The 16477-nt window shown below is 60.9% G+C and carries 20 protein-coding genes and 2 pseudogenes; 15 read left to right on the top strand and 7 right to left on the bottom strand.

Annotated elements, in window-relative coordinates; translation table 11 throughout:
- Nucleotides 1–101: 101 nt before the first annotated feature.
- From ahpC to galU, 3 genes are all read right to left on the bottom strand, one after another.
- Nucleotides 102–665 (bottom strand): alkyl hydroperoxide reductase subunit C, encoded by a 564-nt coding sequence (gene ahpC, locus AB4N42_RS20610; protein ID WP_011061677.1) that lies wholly within the window; start codon nucleotides 663–665, stop codon nucleotides 102–104.
- Between the two features lie 233 nt (nucleotides 666–898).
- A complete protein-coding gene (gene gorA / locus AB4N42_RS20615; RefSeq protein ID WP_407683482.1) occupies nucleotides 899–2254 on the bottom strand; it encodes a glutathione-disulfide reductase in 1356 nt (451 codons plus the stop codon).
- A gap of 312 nt (nucleotides 2255–2566) precedes the next feature.
- Nucleotides 2567–3406, bottom strand: a complete 840-nt coding sequence (galU, locus tag AB4N42_RS20620) for a UTP--glucose-1-phosphate uridylyltransferase GalU (protein ID WP_003182953.1) — start codon at nucleotides 3404–3406, stop codon at nucleotides 2567–2569.
- A gap of 233 nt (nucleotides 3407–3639) precedes the next feature.
- On the opposite strand from galU, the gene AB4N42_RS20625 reads away from it, so the two are divergent.
- Both AB4N42_RS20625 and AB4N42_RS20630 read left to right on the top strand, forming a co-directional pair.
- Nucleotides 3640–3855, top strand: a complete 216-nt coding sequence (locus AB4N42_RS20625; protein ID WP_030142221.1) for a hypothetical protein — start codon at nucleotides 3640–3642, stop codon at nucleotides 3853–3855.
- A gap of 112 nt (nucleotides 3856–3967) precedes the next feature.
- Nucleotides 3968–4250 (top strand): annotated as a pseudogene (locus tag AB4N42_RS20630) (hypothetical protein).
- 1 nt (nucleotide 4251) lies between these two features.
- Here AB4N42_RS20630 and AB4N42_RS20635 read toward each other — a convergent pair.
- Together AB4N42_RS20635 and AB4N42_RS20640 are read right to left on the bottom strand one after the other, a co-directional pair.
- Nucleotides 4252–4482 (bottom strand): hypothetical protein, encoded by a 231-nt coding sequence (locus AB4N42_RS20635; protein WP_030142223.1) that lies wholly within the window; start codon nucleotides 4480–4482, stop codon nucleotides 4252–4254.
- Nucleotides 4483–4589: 107 nt separating this feature from the next.
- Complete coding sequence (locus AB4N42_RS20640) at nucleotides 4590–4940, bottom strand: hypothetical protein (RefSeq protein ID WP_249875217.1); 351 nt, start codon at nucleotides 4938–4940, stop codon at nucleotides 4590–4592.
- A 202-nt stretch (nucleotides 4941–5142) separates the two neighbouring features.
- Here AB4N42_RS20640 and AB4N42_RS20645 point away from each other — a divergent pair, with 202 nt between their 5' ends.
- The 5 genes and pseudogenes from AB4N42_RS20645 to ada all read left to right on the top strand — a co-directional run bounded on the left by AB4N42_RS20645 (nucleotide 5143) and on the right by ada (nucleotide 8426).
- The gene (locus AB4N42_RS20645) at nucleotides 5143–5445 is read left to right on the top strand and encodes a DUF1883 domain-containing protein (RefSeq protein ID WP_030142225.1); all 303 of its coding nucleotides are present in this window, start codon (nucleotides 5143–5145) and stop codon (nucleotides 5443–5445) included.
- Between the two features lie 29 nt (nucleotides 5446–5474).
- Nucleotides 5475–5645 (top strand): hypothetical protein, encoded by a 171-nt coding sequence (locus AB4N42_RS20650; protein ID WP_198798342.1) that lies wholly within the window; start codon nucleotides 5475–5477, stop codon nucleotides 5643–5645.
- A 231-nt stretch (nucleotides 5646–5876) separates the two neighbouring features.
- Nucleotides 5877–6598, top strand: a pseudogene (locus AB4N42_RS20655) (2OG-Fe(II) oxygenase).
- The gene (gene alkB / locus AB4N42_RS20660; protein ID WP_460115245.1) at nucleotides 6585–7265 is read left to right on the top strand and encodes a DNA oxidative demethylase AlkB; all 681 of its coding nucleotides are present in this window, start codon (nucleotides 6585–6587) and stop codon (nucleotides 7263–7265) included. The pseudogene AB4N42_RS20655 and the gene alkB overlap by 14 nt, the downstream one beginning before the upstream one ends.
- Before the next feature lie 87 nt (nucleotides 7266–7352).
- The gene (gene ada / locus AB4N42_RS20665; protein WP_460115246.1) at nucleotides 7353–8426 is read left to right on the top strand and encodes a bifunctional DNA-binding transcriptional regulator/O6-methylguanine-DNA methyltransferase Ada; all 1074 of its coding nucleotides are present in this window, start codon (nucleotides 7353–7355) and stop codon (nucleotides 8424–8426) included.
- On the opposite strand, the gene AB4N42_RS20670 is transcribed toward ada, so the two are convergent.
- Entirely contained in the window at nucleotides 8390–8878 is a 489-nt protein-coding gene (locus tag AB4N42_RS20670) for a GyrI-like domain-containing protein (RefSeq protein ID WP_431145656.1), read from the bottom strand. The two genes, ada and AB4N42_RS20670, sit on opposite strands and share 37 nt — an antisense overlap.
- A 147-nt stretch (nucleotides 8879–9025) precedes the next feature.
- Here AB4N42_RS20670 and AB4N42_RS20675 point away from each other — a divergent pair, with 147 nt between their 5' ends.
- The 8 genes from AB4N42_RS20675 to AB4N42_RS20710 all read left to right on the top strand — a co-directional run bounded on the left by AB4N42_RS20675 (nucleotide 9026) and on the right by AB4N42_RS20710 (nucleotide 15479).
- The gene (locus AB4N42_RS20675) at nucleotides 9026–10087 is read left to right on the top strand and encodes an NAD(P)H-dependent flavin oxidoreductase (protein ID WP_460115247.1); all 1062 of its coding nucleotides are present in this window, start codon (nucleotides 9026–9028) and stop codon (nucleotides 10085–10087) included.
- Nucleotides 10088–10325: 238 nt separating this feature from the next.
- Nucleotides 10326–11078, top strand: a complete 753-nt coding sequence (modA, locus tag AB4N42_RS20680; RefSeq protein ID WP_085987077.1) for a molybdate ABC transporter substrate-binding protein — start codon at nucleotides 10326–10328, stop codon at nucleotides 11076–11078.
- A complete protein-coding gene (gene modB, locus AB4N42_RS20685; protein WP_030142232.1) occupies nucleotides 11079–11756 on the top strand; it encodes a molybdate ABC transporter permease subunit in 678 nt (225 codons plus the stop codon).
- Nucleotides 11757–11759: 3 nt separating this feature from the next.
- Complete coding sequence (gene modC, locus AB4N42_RS20690; protein ID WP_460115248.1) at nucleotides 11760–12839, top strand: molybdenum ABC transporter ATP-binding protein; 1080 nt, start codon at nucleotides 11760–11762, stop codon at nucleotides 12837–12839.
- Nucleotides 12840–13046: 207 nt separating this feature from the next.
- Nucleotides 13047–14084 (top strand): DNA topoisomerase IB, encoded by a 1038-nt coding sequence (locus tag AB4N42_RS20695; RefSeq protein WP_431145660.1) that lies wholly within the window; start codon nucleotides 13047–13049, stop codon nucleotides 14082–14084.
- A 134-nt stretch (nucleotides 14085–14218) separates the two neighbouring features.
- Nucleotides 14219–14782, top strand: a complete 564-nt coding sequence (locus tag AB4N42_RS20700; RefSeq protein WP_030142235.1) for an ATP-dependent Clp protease proteolytic subunit — start codon at nucleotides 14219–14221, stop codon at nucleotides 14780–14782.
- A 230-nt stretch (nucleotides 14783–15012) separates the two neighbouring features.
- Nucleotides 15013–15192, top strand: a complete 180-nt coding sequence (locus AB4N42_RS20705; RefSeq protein WP_003182983.1) for a con-10 family general stress protein — start codon at nucleotides 15013–15015, stop codon at nucleotides 15190–15192.
- A gap of 62 nt (nucleotides 15193–15254) precedes the next feature.
- On the top strand, nucleotides 15255–15479 hold the full coding sequence (locus AB4N42_RS20710; protein WP_030142236.1) for a hypothetical protein: 225 nt from the start codon (nucleotides 15255–15257) through the stop codon (nucleotides 15477–15479).
- Nucleotides 15480–15688: 209 nt separating this feature from the next.
- Here the strand turns inward: AB4N42_RS20710 and AB4N42_RS20715 are convergent, their stop codons facing one another.
- Nucleotides 15689–16441: an OBAP family protein gene (locus AB4N42_RS20715; RefSeq protein ID WP_460115249.1), complete on the bottom strand. Its 753-nt coding sequence runs from the start codon at nucleotides 16439–16441 to the stop codon at nucleotides 15689–15691.
- Nucleotides 16442–16477 lie beyond the last annotated feature (36 nt).

Genomic DNA, 16477 nt, shown 5'->3' on the forward strand with positions numbered 1-16477 from the left:
TTTCAGAAAAAACAACGCCCGAGCGAATCTCGCCCGGGCGTTTTTTGGGGCGAAGCGGCTTACCTGATCAAGAGCGGATCGCCCTCGGATGACTCACGGACTTAGATCTTGCCGACCAGGTCCAGGGACGGAGCCAGGGTGGCCTCGCCTTCTTTCCACTTGGCTGGGCAGACTTCGCCTGGGTGAGCGGCAACGTACTGAGCAGCCTTGATCTTGCGCAGCAGCTCGGAAGCGTCGCGGCCTACACCGCCGTCGTTGATTTCAACGATCTTGATCTGGCCTTCTGGGTTGATCACGAAAGTACCGCGGTCAGCCAGGCCTGCTTCTTCGATCAGCACGTCGAAGTTGCGGGAGATTGCCAGGGTCGGGTCGCCGATCATGGTGTACTGGATCTTGCCGATGGCTGGCGAAGTGTTGTGCCAGGCAGCGTGGGCAAAGTGAGTGTCGGTGGACACGCTGTAGATCTCGACGCCCAGTTTCTGGAATTCGGCGTAGTTGTCGGCCAGGTCTTCCAGCTCGGTTGGGCAAACGAAGGTGAAGTCAGCCGGGTAGAAGAACACGACAGACCACTTGCCTTTCAGGTCAGCATCCGACACTTCGACGAATGCGCCGTTTTTGAAAGCGGTAGCTTTGAACGGTTTAACTTGGCTGTTGATGATAGGCATCGTTGACTCTCCGTCAGGGGTTGAAAAGTTGATGGGGTGAATCTTAGCCATTCATTCCGCTATTGGCTCATTGCCAAACCTCATGCGAATGATTGGTTTTGGCTATCAGGAATCCATATAGATAGAAGAAATCTGTGGAAGCTGCGGAAGGCGGCGATCGGTTGATCGCAGCGGTTGCCAAACAGTTCACAAGGCTGGATCAAAGGGATCGCAGCCTTGTTCTGGGGAGGAGATCAGGCAGTGGGCGTACGCATGGTGACGAATTCTTCGGCAGCGGTCGGGTGTACGCCGATGGTCTCGTCGAAGTCACGCTTGGTCGCGCCGGCCTTCAGGGCAATCGCCAGGCCCTGGACAATTTCCCCTGCGTCCGGCCCGACCATGTGGCAACCCAGCACTTTGTCGGACTTGGCATCGACCACCAGCTTCATCAGCGTGCGTTCCTGGCACTCGGTGAGGGTCAGCTTCATCGGCCGGAAACGGCTTTCGAAAATCTGCACCTCATGGCCCTCCTCCCGGGCCTGCTCTTCCGTCAGGCCAACCGTGCCGATGTTCGGCAGGCTGAACACGGCGGTGGGGATCATCCGGTAATCCACCAGGCGATACTGCTCGGGCTTGAACAGGCGTCGCGCCACCGCCATGCCTTCAGCCAACGCGACAGGCGTGAGCTGCACGCGGCCGATCACGTCGCCTATGGCCAGGATCGACGGCTCGGCGGTCTCGTATTTTTCGTTGACCTGGACAAAGCCTTTTTCGTCCAGCGTCACGCCGGTGTTCTCCAGGCCGAGGTTGTCCAGCATCGGCCGCCGGCCAGTGGCGTAGAACACGCAATCGGTGGATAGCGTCCGACCGTCCTTGAGTGTCACCTTCAGGCTGCCGTCGGCTTCTTTGTCGATGCGCTGGATGTCCGCGTTGAACTGCAAGTCCAGGCCACGACGCTGCAACTCCTCGGCCAGATGCTTGCGCACTGCGCCGTCGAAGCCACGCAGGAACAGGTCGCCGCGATAGAGCAAGGACGTTTGCGCGCCCATGCCGTGGAAGATCCCGGCGAATTCCACCGCGATGTAGCCGCCGCCCACCACCAGCATGCGTTTGGGCAGCGTCTTCAGGAAAAACGCCTCGTTGGAACTGATGGCGTGCTCGCGCCCTGGAATATCCGGGATCACCGGCCAGCCACCCGTGGCGATCATGATGTGCTCGGCGGTATGGCGCTCGCCGTTGATCTCGACTTCGTGAGGGCCGGTGATCCGGGCGTGGCCTTCATGCAGCGTGACGCCACTGTTGCCCAGCAGATTGCGGTAGATGCCGTTGAGGCGATTGATCTCGCGATCCTTGTTGGCAATCAGCGTCGCCCAGTCGAAACTCGCCTCGCCCGCCGTCCAGCCGTAGGCCGACGCTTGTTCGAAGTCCTCGGCGTAATGCGCTCCGTAGACCAGCAGTTTTTTCGGCACGCAACCGACGTTCACGCACGTACCGCCCAGGTAGCGGCTTTCCGCCACGCCCACTTTTGCACCAAACCCCGCGGCAAACCGCGCCGCCCGCACACCACCGGAACCGGCGCCAATCACATACAGATCAAAATCGTAGGCCATCATCTATCTCCTTCGGCAGGTTGTCAGCATACCTGCTGCTTTCACCTGGGGCAGCGTTCAGATGGTTATGGGGGTAAAACCTGAAAAGCCAAACGGCATTTTTTGCAGCTTGCCTTTGTGGCGAGGGAGCTTGCTCCCGCTCGGCTGCGAAGCAGCCGCAAATGGTCGGCAGCCTTTGAGGCCAGAGGGGGGCTTCGCGCCCAGCGGGAGCAAGCTCCCTCGCCACGGACGATTTTCGCGCCTGCTTATTCGCGCGCAAAAAAAACGCCCCGAACCAGTCGGGGCGTTTTTTTCAAGCGCGACGCAGGCTTATCAGTAAGCCTTGCCGGTCTTGTAGAAGTTCTCGAAGCAGAAGTTGGTCGCGTCGATATAACCTTCGGCGCCACCGCAGTCGAAACGCTTGCCCTTGAACTTGTAGGCCATGACGCAGCCGTTCTGGGCCTGTTTCATCAGGGCGTCGGTGATCTGGATTTCACCGCCCTTGCCTGGCTCGGTCTGTTCGATCAGGTCGAAGATGTCCGGGGTCAGGATGTAGCGACCGATGATCGCCAGGTTCGACGGTGCATCTTCAGGCTTTGGTTTTTCAACCATGCTGTGGACGCGGTAGATGTCGTCGCGGATCATTTCGCCAGCAATCACACCGTACTTGTTGGTTTCCTGCGGATCCACTTCCTGGATCGCCACGATGGAGCAGCGGAACTGCTTGTACAGCTTGACCATCTGGGTCAGTACGCCGTCGCCTTCCAGGTTCACGCACAAGTCGTCCGCGAGGACCACGGCGAACGGTTCGTCACCGATCAACGGGCGGCCGGTGAGGATCGCGTGGCCCAGGCCTTTCATTTCGGTCTGGCGGGTGTAGGAGAACGAGCACTCGTCCAGCAACTTGCGAATGCCGACCAGGTATTTTTCCTTGTCGGTGCCCTTGATCTGGTTTTCCAGCTCGTAGCTGATGTCGAAATGGTCTTCCAGGGCGCGCTTGCCACGGCCGGTGACGATGGAAATTTCCGTCAGGCCTGCATCGAGGGCTTCTTCGACGCCGTACTGGATCAGTGGCTTGTTCACCACCGGCAGCATTTCTTTGGGCATGGCTTTAGTCGCTGGCAGGAAGCGAGTACCGTAACCGGCTGCTGGGAACAAGCATTTCTTGATCATATAAGTCCTTGAAAAGGCGGTGTGTACAAGTTTCGGCGCAGTCTAATCAGCCGGCAGGCGGCTTACAATGCCTGCACTGGCCAACCGATGCCATCATAGAGAAATAAACCGGCGGATAGTTCAATCGCCTTTCGCTTCGATGGTTCCAGCGGTCCCCACTGTACGCCCATCAGCGCTGTTTGCGGGTATTTGGCGTATCATGGCCGCCTTGATCCCGCCAACGAGGCAGCTAGATGTCGGCAACACAGAACGCAAACGGTTATTCGGTCAGCCAGGACAAGGACGGCCAATGGTGGATTATCAACTACCATGGCGAGCAGGTGGCCGGCCCCTTGCCCAGCAAGACGATGGCGGTGGAAGTCGCCGCGGTCTTCCAGGACGAGCGCTCTGCACCGGCGCCCCGGGAACGCGAACAGGCGCCTGCGCGCAATAATCGCCGCAAGAAATAATCGGCCAGCCCCTTCGACGCCTGGGTGCTCGAAGGGGCCATTGGTTTAGCTGTACCGGAATGGCTATTCGCTATAATCTCGCGCCATCCTTCCCTTCTCGATGACTCTCCCCATGAAGACACTCCTGGCGCTGTCCGCAGTCCTGGCCCTGGCAGGTTGTGCCTCGGCGGAAAAAACCTACCTGGATAACGGCGAGCAAGGCCTGTCCATCGACTGTTCGGGCGAAGCCAACTCCTGGGCAACCTGCTATGAGAAAGCGGACGCCTCATGCGCTCGGCACCGGCTACCGCATCGTCGGCACCGATGGCACGCCACAGGCCAAGGACAGCGAGAAAACCTTGGGCGTCGACGTCGGGAACTTCACCAGCCGCAGTGTCGTGGTCGTCTGCAAATAAGCTAGATATGAATCTCGGCGAACTTGATCCCCAGGCCCCGCAAGGTCTCGATCAGGTCATCGAGCCGGCCGAAGGATTCGACTTCGTCCTGGTCATCCACGAGAAAGAAACTGCGTCCGGCGCTTTTCTTGAAGAAGACGATCCATTCCCCGGGGCTCGCGGGATTCTGTATCACATGGGTGGCGCAGATAAGTCCTTCTGCATGGCGCTCGCGGACCTGCTCGCGTTTCATCGACTGAACTCCATAAATGACAATGCCGCCAACGTGACCGTGGCGGCATTTTTTCGAAGGATGCAGTTTAACCGATGCCCGGCCCGTTCGTCAGGCCCGGGACGCGCTCAACCGGAGATGCACGCGTTGGCCGCTTCCTGCACGTCTCCCGGACGCACCGGCACGTTGGACATGCTTTCGTGCAACTTGATGCTGCTGCCACTGGAACGCTCGTCAATGTCGAACACCGCCGCGGGCAGCGTCGACAATCGGCCTGGCACGATCACCCGGACGCCGTTCTTGTGCGGCTCCATCTGCAGCGGGCCACGGGTCTTGAGCAGCTTGTCGGCAACGCAATTGGCGTATTCATGAGGTTTCTTACCGGAGATGACGCTCATGGTGGGTGGCGTCTGGTTGATGTCCGATACCGATGCACATCCACCCAGGGCCAAGGCCATTACCCACACGCTGCGCTTCATATCAATCCTCCGATAAAGACCCTCCGACAATGCAAACGCCGTTTTTCTCCGGCGCCCTGGTTTTTTTTATTCGCCTACCGGCAATAAATAAGTTTCACCCAGGACAGGGGTCGGTTATTGCACCGTGGTGCTGGTAAACTGCGCGCCATTATTTGCCCACCTTGCCGTGTCGATTGCAAGAAATGCCCTTCTGGAGGCACCCATGAAATTCATCCATCAGCGCGAGCACCTCAACGAGGACGACATCGTCGTCATCGAATGCTCCCAAATGTGCAACATCCGCTTGATGAACGACGCCAATTTCCGCAGCTTCAAGAACGGTGGCCGGCACACTTACCATGGCGGCGCGTTCGACACGTTCCCGGCCAGGATCACCGCGCCCAGCACCGGTTTCTGGAACATTACCATCGACACCGTCAGCCGTCGCGCCATCAGCGTCACCCGCAAGCCGACCCTGACCCACAAGATCAAGATCATCCGGCGCTCCAGCTCGAAACTCAGCTGAGCCTCCCTACCGCAAAGGACAGGAAAACCGTGACCCCGACGACCAAATACGTGATCAAGTACAAGCTCAACGGCGAACGCCGCTTCGAGTTCGCGCAGTTGCAAACCGGCACTGAGGAAGAAGCCATTGCCGCGCTGAAAAAGCTGCATGGCGAGACGGACGACGAGATCACCGAGCTCAAGGTCAGCAAGGCGCTGTAAGACGCAGCCATGCATCCGTGGCGAGGGGATTTATCCCCGCTGGGCTGCGCAGCAGCCCCAAAACTTGCTACTTCATTGCAGCAGGTGAACCGTGGATGCAAGCTTACGACTGCTGCGCAGCCGAGCGGGGATAAATCCCCTCGCCACAAGAGCTCTCAAATAAGCAAGAAACGGGGTGCCTGCACCGCAGCATTCTTCAGACTGACCAGTCCTTCCAACAGGATTGCAATCATGTCCCCTACGCCCTCCCTGACCCAACACCTCGCCGACCTCGACTGGCCCACCCTGGCGGCAAGCCTCGACCTGGACGGCTGCGCGATCATTCGCAACCTGCTGCCAAGCAACGCAATGCCGGCAGTTGAGTAGTTTGTATGCGGACTCCGGGCTTTTCCGTTCACGGGTAATAATGGCGCGCCATGGATTCGGGCGCGGCGAGTATCAGTATTTTGCTTATCCGCTGCCTGAAGTGATCCAGCAATTGCGTCAGTCGCTGTATCCGAAGCTGGTACCGCTGGCCAATCGCTGGAATGAATGCATGGGGCTGGAAGCGCGATTTCCCGAGCAACACACCGATTTCATCCAACGCTGCCACGCCGCCGGTCAACAACGCCCCACTCCATTGCTGCTGCAATACGGGCCTCAGGACTACAACTGCCTGCACCAGGACCTGTATGGCGAGCACGTATTCCCGCTGCAGGTGGCGATCCTGCTGTCGGAACCCGGCGAGGACTTCACCGGGGGCGAGTTCGTCCTCACCGAGCAGCGCCCGCGTATGCAGTCGCGCCCCCAGGTCATCGACTTGAAACAAGGCGACGCCGTAGTGTTCGCCGTACATCAGCGGCCGGTCAAAGGCGTTCGAGGTTATTATCGAGTCAACTTGCGCCATGGCGTCAGCCACGTACACAGCGGGCAGCCGGCATACACTCGGGATCATTTTTCATGATGCGCAATGACGACACGCCCATCACCTTCGACCTGTTCGCCGACCAGGCGCCCACTCTCCCAGGCCAGATCGAGCAGATCGGCCGACAGTCCTTTGTACTGCGCGGGTTTGCCCTGCCTTGGCTCGAGCGCCTGCTGCCGGCCCTGGAAAGCGTCTTGCAGGCAGCACCGTTCCGGCAGATGGTCACGCCCGGCGGTTTCACCATGTCGGTGGCGTTGACCAGTTGTGGCGCGCTCGGCTGGACCACTGACCGCAGCGGCTACCGCTATACCGCCCACGACCCGCAGACCGGCCACCCCTGGCCCGACATGCCGCAAGTATTTCGCGAACTGGCCCTGGCCGCCGCCCGTGAGGCAAGGTTCGAGCATTTCGAGCCGGACGCCTGCCTGATCAACCGCTACGTGCCTGGCGCACGCATGTCGCTGCACCAGGACAAGAACGAACGTTCCCTGACGGCCCCCGTCGTCTCGCTCTCCCTGGGCCTGCCAGCCGTCTTCCAGTTCGGCGGATTCGAGCGCAGCGACAAAAGCCAGCGCATCCCGTTGTTCCATGGCGACATTGTGGTCTGGGGTGGCGTGGACCGGTTACGCTACCACGGCGTGCTGCCGCTCAAGCCCGGAGAGCATCCGCGCCTGGGCGCCCAACGGATCAATCTGACGTTCCGCATGGCCGGTTAAAAGCGCAGAATTCAACCGCAAGACCCGGAGTGTCGTCACAAGCATGGCTCCTTACTCTAGGCAAAACGGGCCAATGGAATAACGACCATGAACAACACTTCCAACAACCGCTCCCCTGATCAGGACCCACGCTGGGCCGCCGTGCTCGCCCGGGATCCACGCGCCGACGGCACATTTGTCTACGGCGTGAAGACCACTGGCATCTATTGCCACCCCAGCAGCCTGTCGCGCCTGCCGAACCCGCGCAACGTCGAATTCTTCGACACGCCGGAACAGGCCCAGGCCGCCGGCTACCGTCCCAGCAAGCGCCTGGCAAGGGACCAGACCCAGATTGCCGCGCAACAAGCGGCCCGGGTCGCGGCCGCCTGCCGGCAGATCGAGGCGGCCGAGGAACTGCCTGGGCTGAATGACCTCGCCAGGACTGCGGGCCTGAGCCCCTTCCACTTCCATCGAGTCTTCAAATCCATCACCGGCCTGACACCCAAGGCCTACGCCGCAGCCCATCGCTCACGCAAGGTGCGCGAACGCCTGGCAGACGCCGGATCGGTGACCGAAGCGCTGTATGACGCCGGCTTCAATTCCAACAGCCGCTTCTATGAAGCCGCCGACAAAGTCCTGGGCATGAAACCCGCCGATTACCGCGCCGCCGGACAAAACACTGACATTTGCTTCGCCGTCGGCCAGTGCTCCCTCGGGGCGATCCTGGTGGCGCAAAGCGAGCGTGGCGTATGCGCGATCCTGCTGGGGGATGATCCGGACGCGCTGGTGCGCGACCTGCAGGACAAATTCCGCCGTGCCAACCTCATCGGCGCCGACCGGGAATTCGAGCAACTGATCGCCCAGGTGGTGGGGTTTATCGAAGCGCCGGCCTTGGGCCTGGATTTGCCGTTGGACCTGCGCGGCACGGCGTTCCAGGAGCGGGTCTGGCAGGCTCTGCGGGAGATTCCACCGGGCAGCACCGCCAGCTACGCCGAGATCGCCCAGCGCATCGGCTTGCCCAAAGCGGTGCGCGCGGTGGCCCAGGCCTGCGGTGCCAACAGCCTCGCCGTGGCGATCCCCTGCCATCGGGTGGTGCGCAGCGACGGCAACCTGTCCGGCTACCGCTGGGGCGTTGAGCGCAAACGTCAGCTGTTGGCGCTGGAGCGCTCGCCGGAGGATTGAACGCCGATATAGATCGCGACCGAATCGGGCGCGTTATACACCTCGAAATCGGTGGTGAACCGACGCACGGCCTGTGGGTTGTCGGCGAAGTACGCCCAGATCAGCCCCCAGGCCTGGATCACGCAGCCGGGCATCTCACCCTTGGCGGTGAACACCAGGTAATCCCCGCCCTCGATATCCACGGCGGGGTAGCCTGCGCTCGTGGCATCGACCTGCACACCCGCCGTCACGTTGAAATAGCCAGTCGCATCGGACTCGTAGTCGGAATACACCCCATAGACGAACGACTCCGACTGACGCGCCGGGATCCGGTCGAACACCCCTTCGGTGAAGAACTGCTGCCACATCGGGCCGATCTTCGCCGCGTCGCCCTGCTGCTCGTCGGCGTTGCGGGTGCGTACCTGCAATCCGGCGACCGTGAAGGGTTCGACGGTCCTGAGTTTCACGTCCATGGGTCGGGCTCCTTGATAGTTGAAGTCCGCATGGTACCGATCCTTGCGTCGGGATCAACCCGGGCATCGATTGAAAAACTCGACTGGCCCTGGCCGGGTCACTCCTGCTAAAAACAGCATTTCCTTCTGCCGTCGGAGACACCGGACATGAGTCAGTGGCCAGACACCCGCATTCTCGACCTGCTCGGCATCGAGCATCCGATCATCCAGGGTCCGCTGGCCGGGGTGACCGGTCCGGCCATGGTGGTCGCCACGTCCAATGCCGGTGGGATGGGTTCGATGCCTGCCGCGATGCTCGATGTAGAGCAATTGCGCCAGGCCCTGACGGACATTGCCGAACAGACCGACAAGCCGTTCAGCGTGAATTTTTTCAGCCACCAACCGCCAGTCTTTGATGAGCAAAGGGCCGAGACCTGGAAGCAACGACTCAAGCCTTATTACGAAGAGCTTGGCGCCGATTTTGACGCGCCAACGCCGGTGTCCAATCGCACGCCATTCGACGACGCAGCCTGCCGCGTGCTGGAAGAGTTGCGACCCAAGGTGGTCAGCTTCCACTTCGGCCTGCCGGAAAAGTCGTTGCTGGATCGGGTCAAGGCCACCGGCGCGAAAATCCTCTCGTCGGCCACCACTGTCGAGGAAGCCATCTGGCTCGAACAACACGGCTGCGACGCGATCATCGCCATGGGCTATGAAGCCGGCGGTCATCGCGGGATGTTCCTCAGTGACGACCTCAACACCCAGGTGGGCCTGTTCGCCTTGCTGCCGCAGGTCGTGGACGCGGTGAAGGTGCCGGTGATCGCAACCGGCGGTATCGGCGATGCGCGGGGAATCGTCGCCGCGTTCGCCCTGGGCGCGTCGGCGGTACAGCTGGGCAGCGCCTATCTGTTCACGCCCGAGGCGAAGATCAGCGCGTCCCATCACCGGGCGTTGCGCACGGCCAAGGAAAGCCAGACCGCGGTCACCAATCTGTTCACGGGTCGCCCGGCCCGAGGGATCGTCAACCGAGTGATGCGCGAAGTCGGCCCGATGAGCCCGCTCGCCCCGGCATTCCCCCTGGCGGGCGGCGCGTTGATGCCCTTGCGCGCCAAAGATGAAGCTGACTTCTCCAATCTCTGGGCCGGCCAGGCGTTTCCGCTGGGGCGCGAGTTGCCGAGCGGCGAGTTGACGCGGCGTCTGGCCGAGGAGGCGCTGGCTCGATTCAAGGGCTGAGCGCAAGCCTGACAGTCCCCGGCGCTTGACCGGACGCTATCGCGAGCAAGCTCGCTCCCACAGGGGTTCAGTGTGAATATCAATCATGCATTCATCCCGAAATCCTGTGGGAGCGAGTTTGCTCGCGATGACGGCAGCCCTGCCACCGCTGACTTCTGACAAAATGCCACGTTCCGTTTGCCAGCCATTCGCTATATATTCCGCTATATAGCGAACCCGCCCCCACGGAACCCTGTCCATGCGCCCAGTCCATTTCGCCCCGCTGCTGCTGGCAGCCTGCTTTTGTGTCAACGCTGCCCACGCCGAAGAGGTGCAAGTCGCGGTCGCGTCCAATTTCACCGCCCCGATCCAGGCCATCGCCGCCGATTTCGAGAAGGACACCGGACACAAACTGATTGCCGCATACGGCGCGACCGGGCAGTTCTACACCCAGATCAAGAACGGCGCGCCGTTCGAAGTGTTCCTGGCCGCCGACGACACCACCCCGGCCAAACTGGAAAGCGAAGGCGATACCGTGAAAGGCTCGCGCTTCACCTACGCCATTGGCACGCTTGCGTTGTGGTCAGCCAAGGACAATTACGTCGACGCCAAGGGCCAGGTCCTGCGGGACAACGCGTTCCAACACCTGTCCATCGCTAACCCGAAAGCCGCGCCCTATGGCCTCGCCGCCACCCAGGTGTTGGATAAGATGGGGCTCGCCAATCAGGTCAAGGGCAAGATCGTCGAAGGCCAGAACATCACCCAGGCCTACCAGTTCGTTTCCACCGGCAATGCCGAGCTCGGTTTCGTGGCCTTGTCCCAGGTGTTCAAGGACGGCAAGCTGGCGAGCGGTTCCGCGTGGATTGTCCCTGCCGAACTGCACGACCCGATCAAGCAGGACGCCGTGATCCTCGGCAAGGGCCGGGACAACCCTGCCGCGAAGGCATTGATGGACTACCTCAAGGGGCCGAAAGCCGCCGCTATCATCCAAGCCTACGGTTATCAACGCTAAATGCTGACCGGCGCCGACTATTCCGCCATCGGGTTGACCCTGAAACTGGCGTCACTGACCACGGTGATCCTGCTGCTGATCGGCACGCCTATCGCGTTGTGGCTGTCGCGCACCCGATCCTGGCTGCGCGGGCCCGTGGGTGCAGTGGTCGCCCTGCCATTGGTGCTGCCGCCGACCGTGATCGGCTTCTATCTGTTGCTGGCATTGGGGCCGAACGGCTGGATCGGCCAGTTCACCCAGGCCCTCGGCCTGGGCACCCTCACCTTCAGCTTCAGCGGGCTGGTGATTGGCTCAGTGATCTATTCCATGCCGTTTGTGGTGCAGCCGTTGCAAAACGCCTTTTCCGCCATTGGCAGCCGGCCCCTGGAAGTCGCCGCCACCCTGCGAGCCGGGCCGTGGGACACCTTCTTCAGCGTCATCCTGCCCTTGGCGCGCCCCGGCTTCATCACGGCGACGATCCTCGGCTTCGCCCACACGGTCGGCGAATTTGGCGTGGTGCTGATGATCGGCGGGAACATCCCGGAGAAAACCCGGGTGGTGTCGGTGCAGATCTACGACCATGTCGAAGCCCTTGAATACAGCCAGGCCCACTGGCTGGCGGCGGCGATGCTGGTGTTTTCCTTCCTGGTGTTGCTGGCGTTGTATTCCAGCCGCCGAACCCGCGCCGGCTGGAGCTGATCGATGATCCAGGCACGATTTCGACTCGACCACGGCCCGTTTTCCCTGGACTTGGACGTGCAATTGCCTGGCCGGGGCGTGACCGCGCTGTACGGCGAATCCGGCTCCGGCAAAACCACCTGCCTGCGCTGCATCGCCGGGCTGGACCGGCCTGCGCGGGGCTTCGTCGAGGTCAATGGCGAGGTGTGGCAGGACAGCGAGCGCGGGATTTTCGTGCCGCCCCACCAGCGAGCGCTGGGGTACGTTTTCCAGGAGGCGAGCCTGTTCGATCACCTGTCGGTGCGCGGTAACTTGCTGTTCGGCCTCAAGCGCGTCGCCACGGCGCAACGGCGCGTGGACATGACCCAAGCGACGGAACTGCTGGGCATCGGCCACTTGCTCGACAGGCAGCCGCACAACCTTTCCGGCGGCGAACGCCAGCGCGTCGGCATCGCCCGCGCCTTGCTGACCAGCCCACGCTTGCTGCTGATGGATGAACCGCTGGCGGCCCTCGATACGCGACGCAAGAACGAGATCCTGCCGTACCTGCAACGACTCCACGATGAACTGGACATCCCGGTGCTGTACGTCAGCCATTCCCAGGATGAAGTGGCGCGCCTGGCCGATCACATCGTGTTGCTGGATGCCGGGCGGGCCTTGGCCAGCGGGCCGATCGGCGAGACCCTGGCCCGGCTCGACCTGCCACTGGCCCTGGGCGATGACGCAGGCGTGGTGATCCAGGGCAAGGTCGCCGGCTATGACACGCAGTATCAGTTGCTCACCCTGACGCTGCCCGACAGCCAGCTCCGCATGCGCGTGACCCACACGCCCCTGGCTGACGGACTGCCGCTGCGCATCAAGGTACAGGCCCGGGACGTCAGCCTGAGCCTGGCAAACGATGCGCAGACCAGCATCCTCAATCGCCTGCCAGTGACGGTGGTCAGCGAACTGGCCGGCGACAACGCGGCCCACGTGCTGATCCGCCTGGACGCTGCCGGCACCCCGCTGCTGGCGCGGATCACCCGGTATTCCCGCGACCAGTTGAAGCTGCACCCAGGGCAAGTGCTGTGGGCGCAGATCAAGGCGGTGGCGGTGTTGGCGTAGCCGTTCACAGAAGATTTCCCCTGTGGGAGCGAGCTTGCTCGCGATGACGTCGGCACATTCAGCTTCTGAGCAAGCTGATCCACCGCTATCGCGAGCAAGCTCGCTCCCACAGGGTTGAATCGGGTGATATGAGAATCTCGGCACGACCGCAACGGCCAGCGGTCAATGAATTCACAGGCCATCCGAATTCATCGCCAAGGATCCACCATGCCCGATACCCCAATGTCCGATGCGCTCCCGGCCGACTTGCATTACGTCGACGACACGGCGCCGGGCATCACCCGCAGGAAACTGCGGGGCAAGTTCTGTTATTTCGATCCATCGGGCGAGCGCATCACCGACGCAGCCGAAATCCAGCGCATCAATGCCCTGGCCGTTCCGCCGGCCTACACCGATGTCTGGATCTGCACCGACCCCCGCGGCCATCTCCAGGCCACCGGCCGCGATGCCCGTGGCCGCAAGCAATACCGTTATCATCCACGCTGGCGCGAAGTGCGCGATGCCGACAAGTATTCACGCATGCTGGAGTTCGGCCGCACCCTGCCCCGCTTGCGCAAGCGCCTGGAAGACATTCTCGCCACCCCGGGCTTCAGTCGCGACAAAGTCATGGCGACGGTCATCACCTTGCTCGACGTGACTCTGATCCGCGTCGGCAACACCCAATACGCCCGGGATAATCGTTCCTACGGCCTGACCACGCTGCGCAATAAGCACGTCGCAGTCAACGGCAGTGCCATCGCGTTCCAGTTCCGTGGCAAGAGCGGCATCGAACATCAGATCACCGTGAAAGACCGACGCCTGGCGCGAATCATCCGGCGCTGCCAGGAAATGCCCGGACAGAATCTCTTCCAGTACCTGGACGAGAGCGGCGAGCGCCACGCCGTCACCTCATCGGACGTCAACGCCTACCTCAAGACGCTCACCGGCGCCGATTTCACCGCCAAGGACTACCGCACCTGGGCAGGCAGCGCAGCAGCCTTGGAGGGACTGCGCACATTGCAATGGGAAACCGAAACCGAGGCCAAGCGACACGTCGCCGAGATGGTCCGGCAAGTCGCCTGCCAGTTGGGCAACACGCCAGCCGTCTGTCGCAAATGCTACATCCATCCCGCCGTACTGGAAGGCTTCATGGGCGGCGTCCTGCATGAACTGCCCAAGCCTCGGGTGCGCAAGGGCCTCAGTGCGCAGGAAGCGGCGCTGACGATGTTCCTGGAACGCATGGCCCACGCCGTCGAAGCCTGTTGAGCGAAACGATCGATTCGTAGCCGGACTCGATAACGTGTTACGGAAGTGGAACATCCGACAGCCGGTGGACTCCCAACTGTACAGAGCCGCTGATCCGCAGACTCGTCAACGCGTGACGTCGAGAGGAGTTTCAGATGTCCGAACACATCGTCCATTTCCATTGCCAGATCGATCAGGGAACCACCGAACGCTTCCGCGACAATTGCCTGGAAGCCATTGAAAAAGGCGCTGACTCGCTGATGCTCAACCTCTCTACGGTCGGCGGTAGCACCAACTTCGGGTTCACCCTCTACACCTTCATCAAGTCCCTCCCCGTGCCGGTGCGCGCCGTGAACGCCGGCAACATCGAGTCGATGGGCATCGTCATGTACCTGGCCGCCAGCGACCGCACCACGACCCCGCATTCGCGCTTCCTGATCCACCCGATGAATTGGTATTTCGGCCAGAAATCCGTGGACCACTCGCGCTTGCGCGAATACCTGTCCAGCCTCGACAACGACGTGGCGCGGTACGTGGAAATCTACGTCAAGGAAACGGCCGGCGCTGCCACGCAACTGGATATCTTCAAATGCCTGTGCGCCGAAGAACGAGTGATCCCGGCGGAGAATTCCCTGGCCTTCGGCATCGCGCATCGGGTTGAACAAGTGGTGTTCCCACCCGAGGCCAAGCATTGGAAAGTGAGCGGCGGCGAGGACTGAAACCGTCCCCCTGGCAATGAATAAATTCGATTTGACGCCGTTTTGTTTATTAACAAAATCCATGTTGTATAAGTTCAAGCGAAACGGCTGTATAACTTTTTCCATACACTTTTACAAACCAATGCCGTTCGTCGCCAGCGAAACGTTTTTTTTAAACTTCCCTTCGCAGTTTTCTTTCACAGTACTGCGAGGCACGTTTTACTCGCTTAACCAAAATGAGGATTCTCGAAATGGCTAATAGCGGAAACAAAAACCCAGGTAACTTCGCAAACGACCGTGAGAAAGCATCCGAAGCCGGCAAGAAAGGCGGACATGCTTCCGGCGGCAATTTCGCAAACGACCGGGAAAAAGCTTCTGAAGCTGGCCGCAAAGGTGGCGAACGTAGCCACGGCGGTGGCCGGAAGTCGTAACCCGGAGAATCGTTGGGGCGCAGCTTTGCTGCGTCCTGGCGCTTAACCTGTCGAGGTCATGAATGAGCCACGATCGATTCATCATCAGCTTTATCGCCGACGGCCAACCCGATAGCCGGGTACTCGCAACGGACACCGAGACGCTGACCACCGAAGAAGCCGAAGCGCTCTTGAGGGTGACCTTCACTGAACTTAAGAGTGTCAAGATCAGTGACGTTCAAGTTCAGAAAAGAACCAGGCCAAACGAAACGGAACATGATGTTCCGGGGCATTTCAAACAGCCGTAACGGATGCCGATCGCCCCACCTAACTTCCAAACGCACCTATCTTTTGCTGTCGCTGCACTTGTGGCGAGGGGATTTATCCCCGCTGGGCTGCGAAGCAGCCCCCCGGGCGACAAACTTGATATCTGATTCGTTTATTATTTGGGGTCGCTTCGCAACCCAGCGGGGATAAATCCCCTCGCCACAGAAAGCTTTCTTCAAGATCACTTTCTTTAATGAGCATGCCCCGTCGGATCCTTGATCTGCCAAATCTTGCCTTTCTGCCACGCATCCGCGCCAGGATCGATTGCCGGCGCCTCAATGGATTCGCGGGCACGTTTCTTCGCTTCGCTGTCGATGCCCATCCGCCCGTCGCGCTCGCGCACCAGCTGCGAATCGATCTGGCCATCGGCCGTAAAGCCCATCATCAATTGCGGGACGCCATAGGGCAGCGCATTGCCCTGCTCGGTGTGCCAGGTGTGCCAGGTCTTGCCGTAGGTGCCGACCAGATTTTTCATCAAGCGAGTCTCCGCGACTTCGGGTATGCCCGGCGCGACCAGTTGACCCGACTTCACTTCATGCACATGGCTGTGCCACAGCTGCTTCTCGGCGGCGGGCAAGCCTTCGAACAGACGCTTGCTGACGATGTACTCCACCCCCATCAATTTGGCCTTGGCGGTGTTGGCGTCGAAGATGGCGCACTGGAAGACTTCTTCGTTCAGCGCCGTGCAGTAGTGGTGCGCCTCCATTTGCCCGGACATTCGCCCGTTATAGAAATGAAAGCCATCGAGGTAGGTATCCAACGCCTGCAACGGGGGTTTGTTCTGCATGATCCCGGCCCCCGCTTCCAGGGTCGCGGTGGTCGGGCTTTTCGCAGCCCCTGGCGCATCCACCGGTGAATGGCTGTTGCCGCCCGCGCAGCCCGCCAGGCCCACCGTTGCCGCATAGAGCATGGCCCAGGTTCCATGAACAATCTTTCCAGGCATCTCGACTCTCCTTTCCATGACTGTTCATGAGAAAGG

Source organism: Pseudomonas sp. H2_D02, from assembly GCF_054677635.1.

Bases quoted from the DNA above. Each gene is read 5' to 3' on its own strand.
- AB4N42_RS20705 (WP_003182983.1), top strand. From the start codon at position 15,013: ATGGCTAATAGCGGAAACAAAAACCCAGGTAACTTCGCAAACGACCGT.
- ada (WP_460115246.1), top strand. From the start codon at position 7,353: ATGAACAACACTTCCAACAACCGCTCCCCTGATCAGGACCCACGCTGG.
- gorA (WP_407683482.1), bottom strand. From the start codon at position 2,254: ATGGCCTACGATTTTGATCTGTATGTGATTGGCGCCGGTTCCGGTGGT.
- AB4N42_RS20675 (WP_460115247.1), top strand. From the start codon at position 9,026: ATGAGTCAGTGGCCAGACACCCGCATTCTCGACCTGCTCGGCATCGAG.
- AB4N42_RS20695 (WP_431145660.1), top strand. From the start codon at position 13,047: ATGCCCGATACCCCAATGTCCGATGCGCTCCCGGCCGACTTGCATTAC.
- galU (WP_003182953.1), bottom strand. From the start codon at position 3,406: ATGATCAAGAAATGCTTGTTCCCAGCAGCCGGTTACGGTACTCGCTTC.
- alkB (WP_460115245.1), top strand. From the start codon at position 6,585: ATGATGCGCAATGACGACACGCCCATCACCTTCGACCTGTTCGCCGAC.
- modB (WP_030142232.1), top strand. From the start codon at position 11,079: ATGCTGACCGGCGCCGACTATTCCGCCATCGGGTTGACCCTGAAACTG.
- AB4N42_RS20625 (WP_030142221.1), top strand. From the start codon at position 3,640: ATGTCGGCAACACAGAACGCAAACGGTTATTCGGTCAGCCAGGACAAG.
- AB4N42_RS20700 (WP_030142235.1), top strand. From the start codon at position 14,219: ATGTCCGAACACATCGTCCATTTCCATTGCCAGATCGATCAGGGAACC.
- ahpC (WP_011061677.1), bottom strand. From the start codon at position 665: ATGCCTATCATCAACAGCCAAGTTAAACCGTTCAAAGCTACCGCTTTC.
- modC (WP_460115248.1), top strand. From the start codon at position 11,760: ATGATCCAGGCACGATTTCGACTCGACCACGGCCCGTTTTCCCTGGAC.
- modA (WP_085987077.1), top strand. From the start codon at position 10,326: ATGCGCCCAGTCCATTTCGCCCCGCTGCTGCTGGCAGCCTGCTTTTGT.
- AB4N42_RS20640 (WP_249875217.1), bottom strand. From the start codon at position 4,940: ATGAAGCGCAGCGTGTGGGTAATGGCCTTGGCCCTGGGTGGATGTGCA.
- AB4N42_RS20635 (WP_030142223.1), bottom strand. From the start codon at position 4,482: ATGAAACGCGAGCAGGTCCGCGAGCGCCATGCAGAAGGACTTATCTGC.
- AB4N42_RS20645 (WP_030142225.1), top strand. From the start codon at position 5,143: ATGAAATTCATCCATCAGCGCGAGCACCTCAACGAGGACGACATCGTC.
- AB4N42_RS20710 (WP_030142236.1), top strand. From the start codon at position 15,255: ATGAGCCACGATCGATTCATCATCAGCTTTATCGCCGACGGCCAACCC.
- AB4N42_RS20715 (WP_460115249.1), bottom strand. From the start codon at position 16,441: ATGCCTGGAAAGATTGTTCATGGAACCTGGGCCATGCTCTATGCGGCA.
- AB4N42_RS20670 (WP_431145656.1), bottom strand. From the start codon at position 8,878: ATGGACGTGAAACTCAGGACCGTCGAACCCTTCACGGTCGCCGGATTG.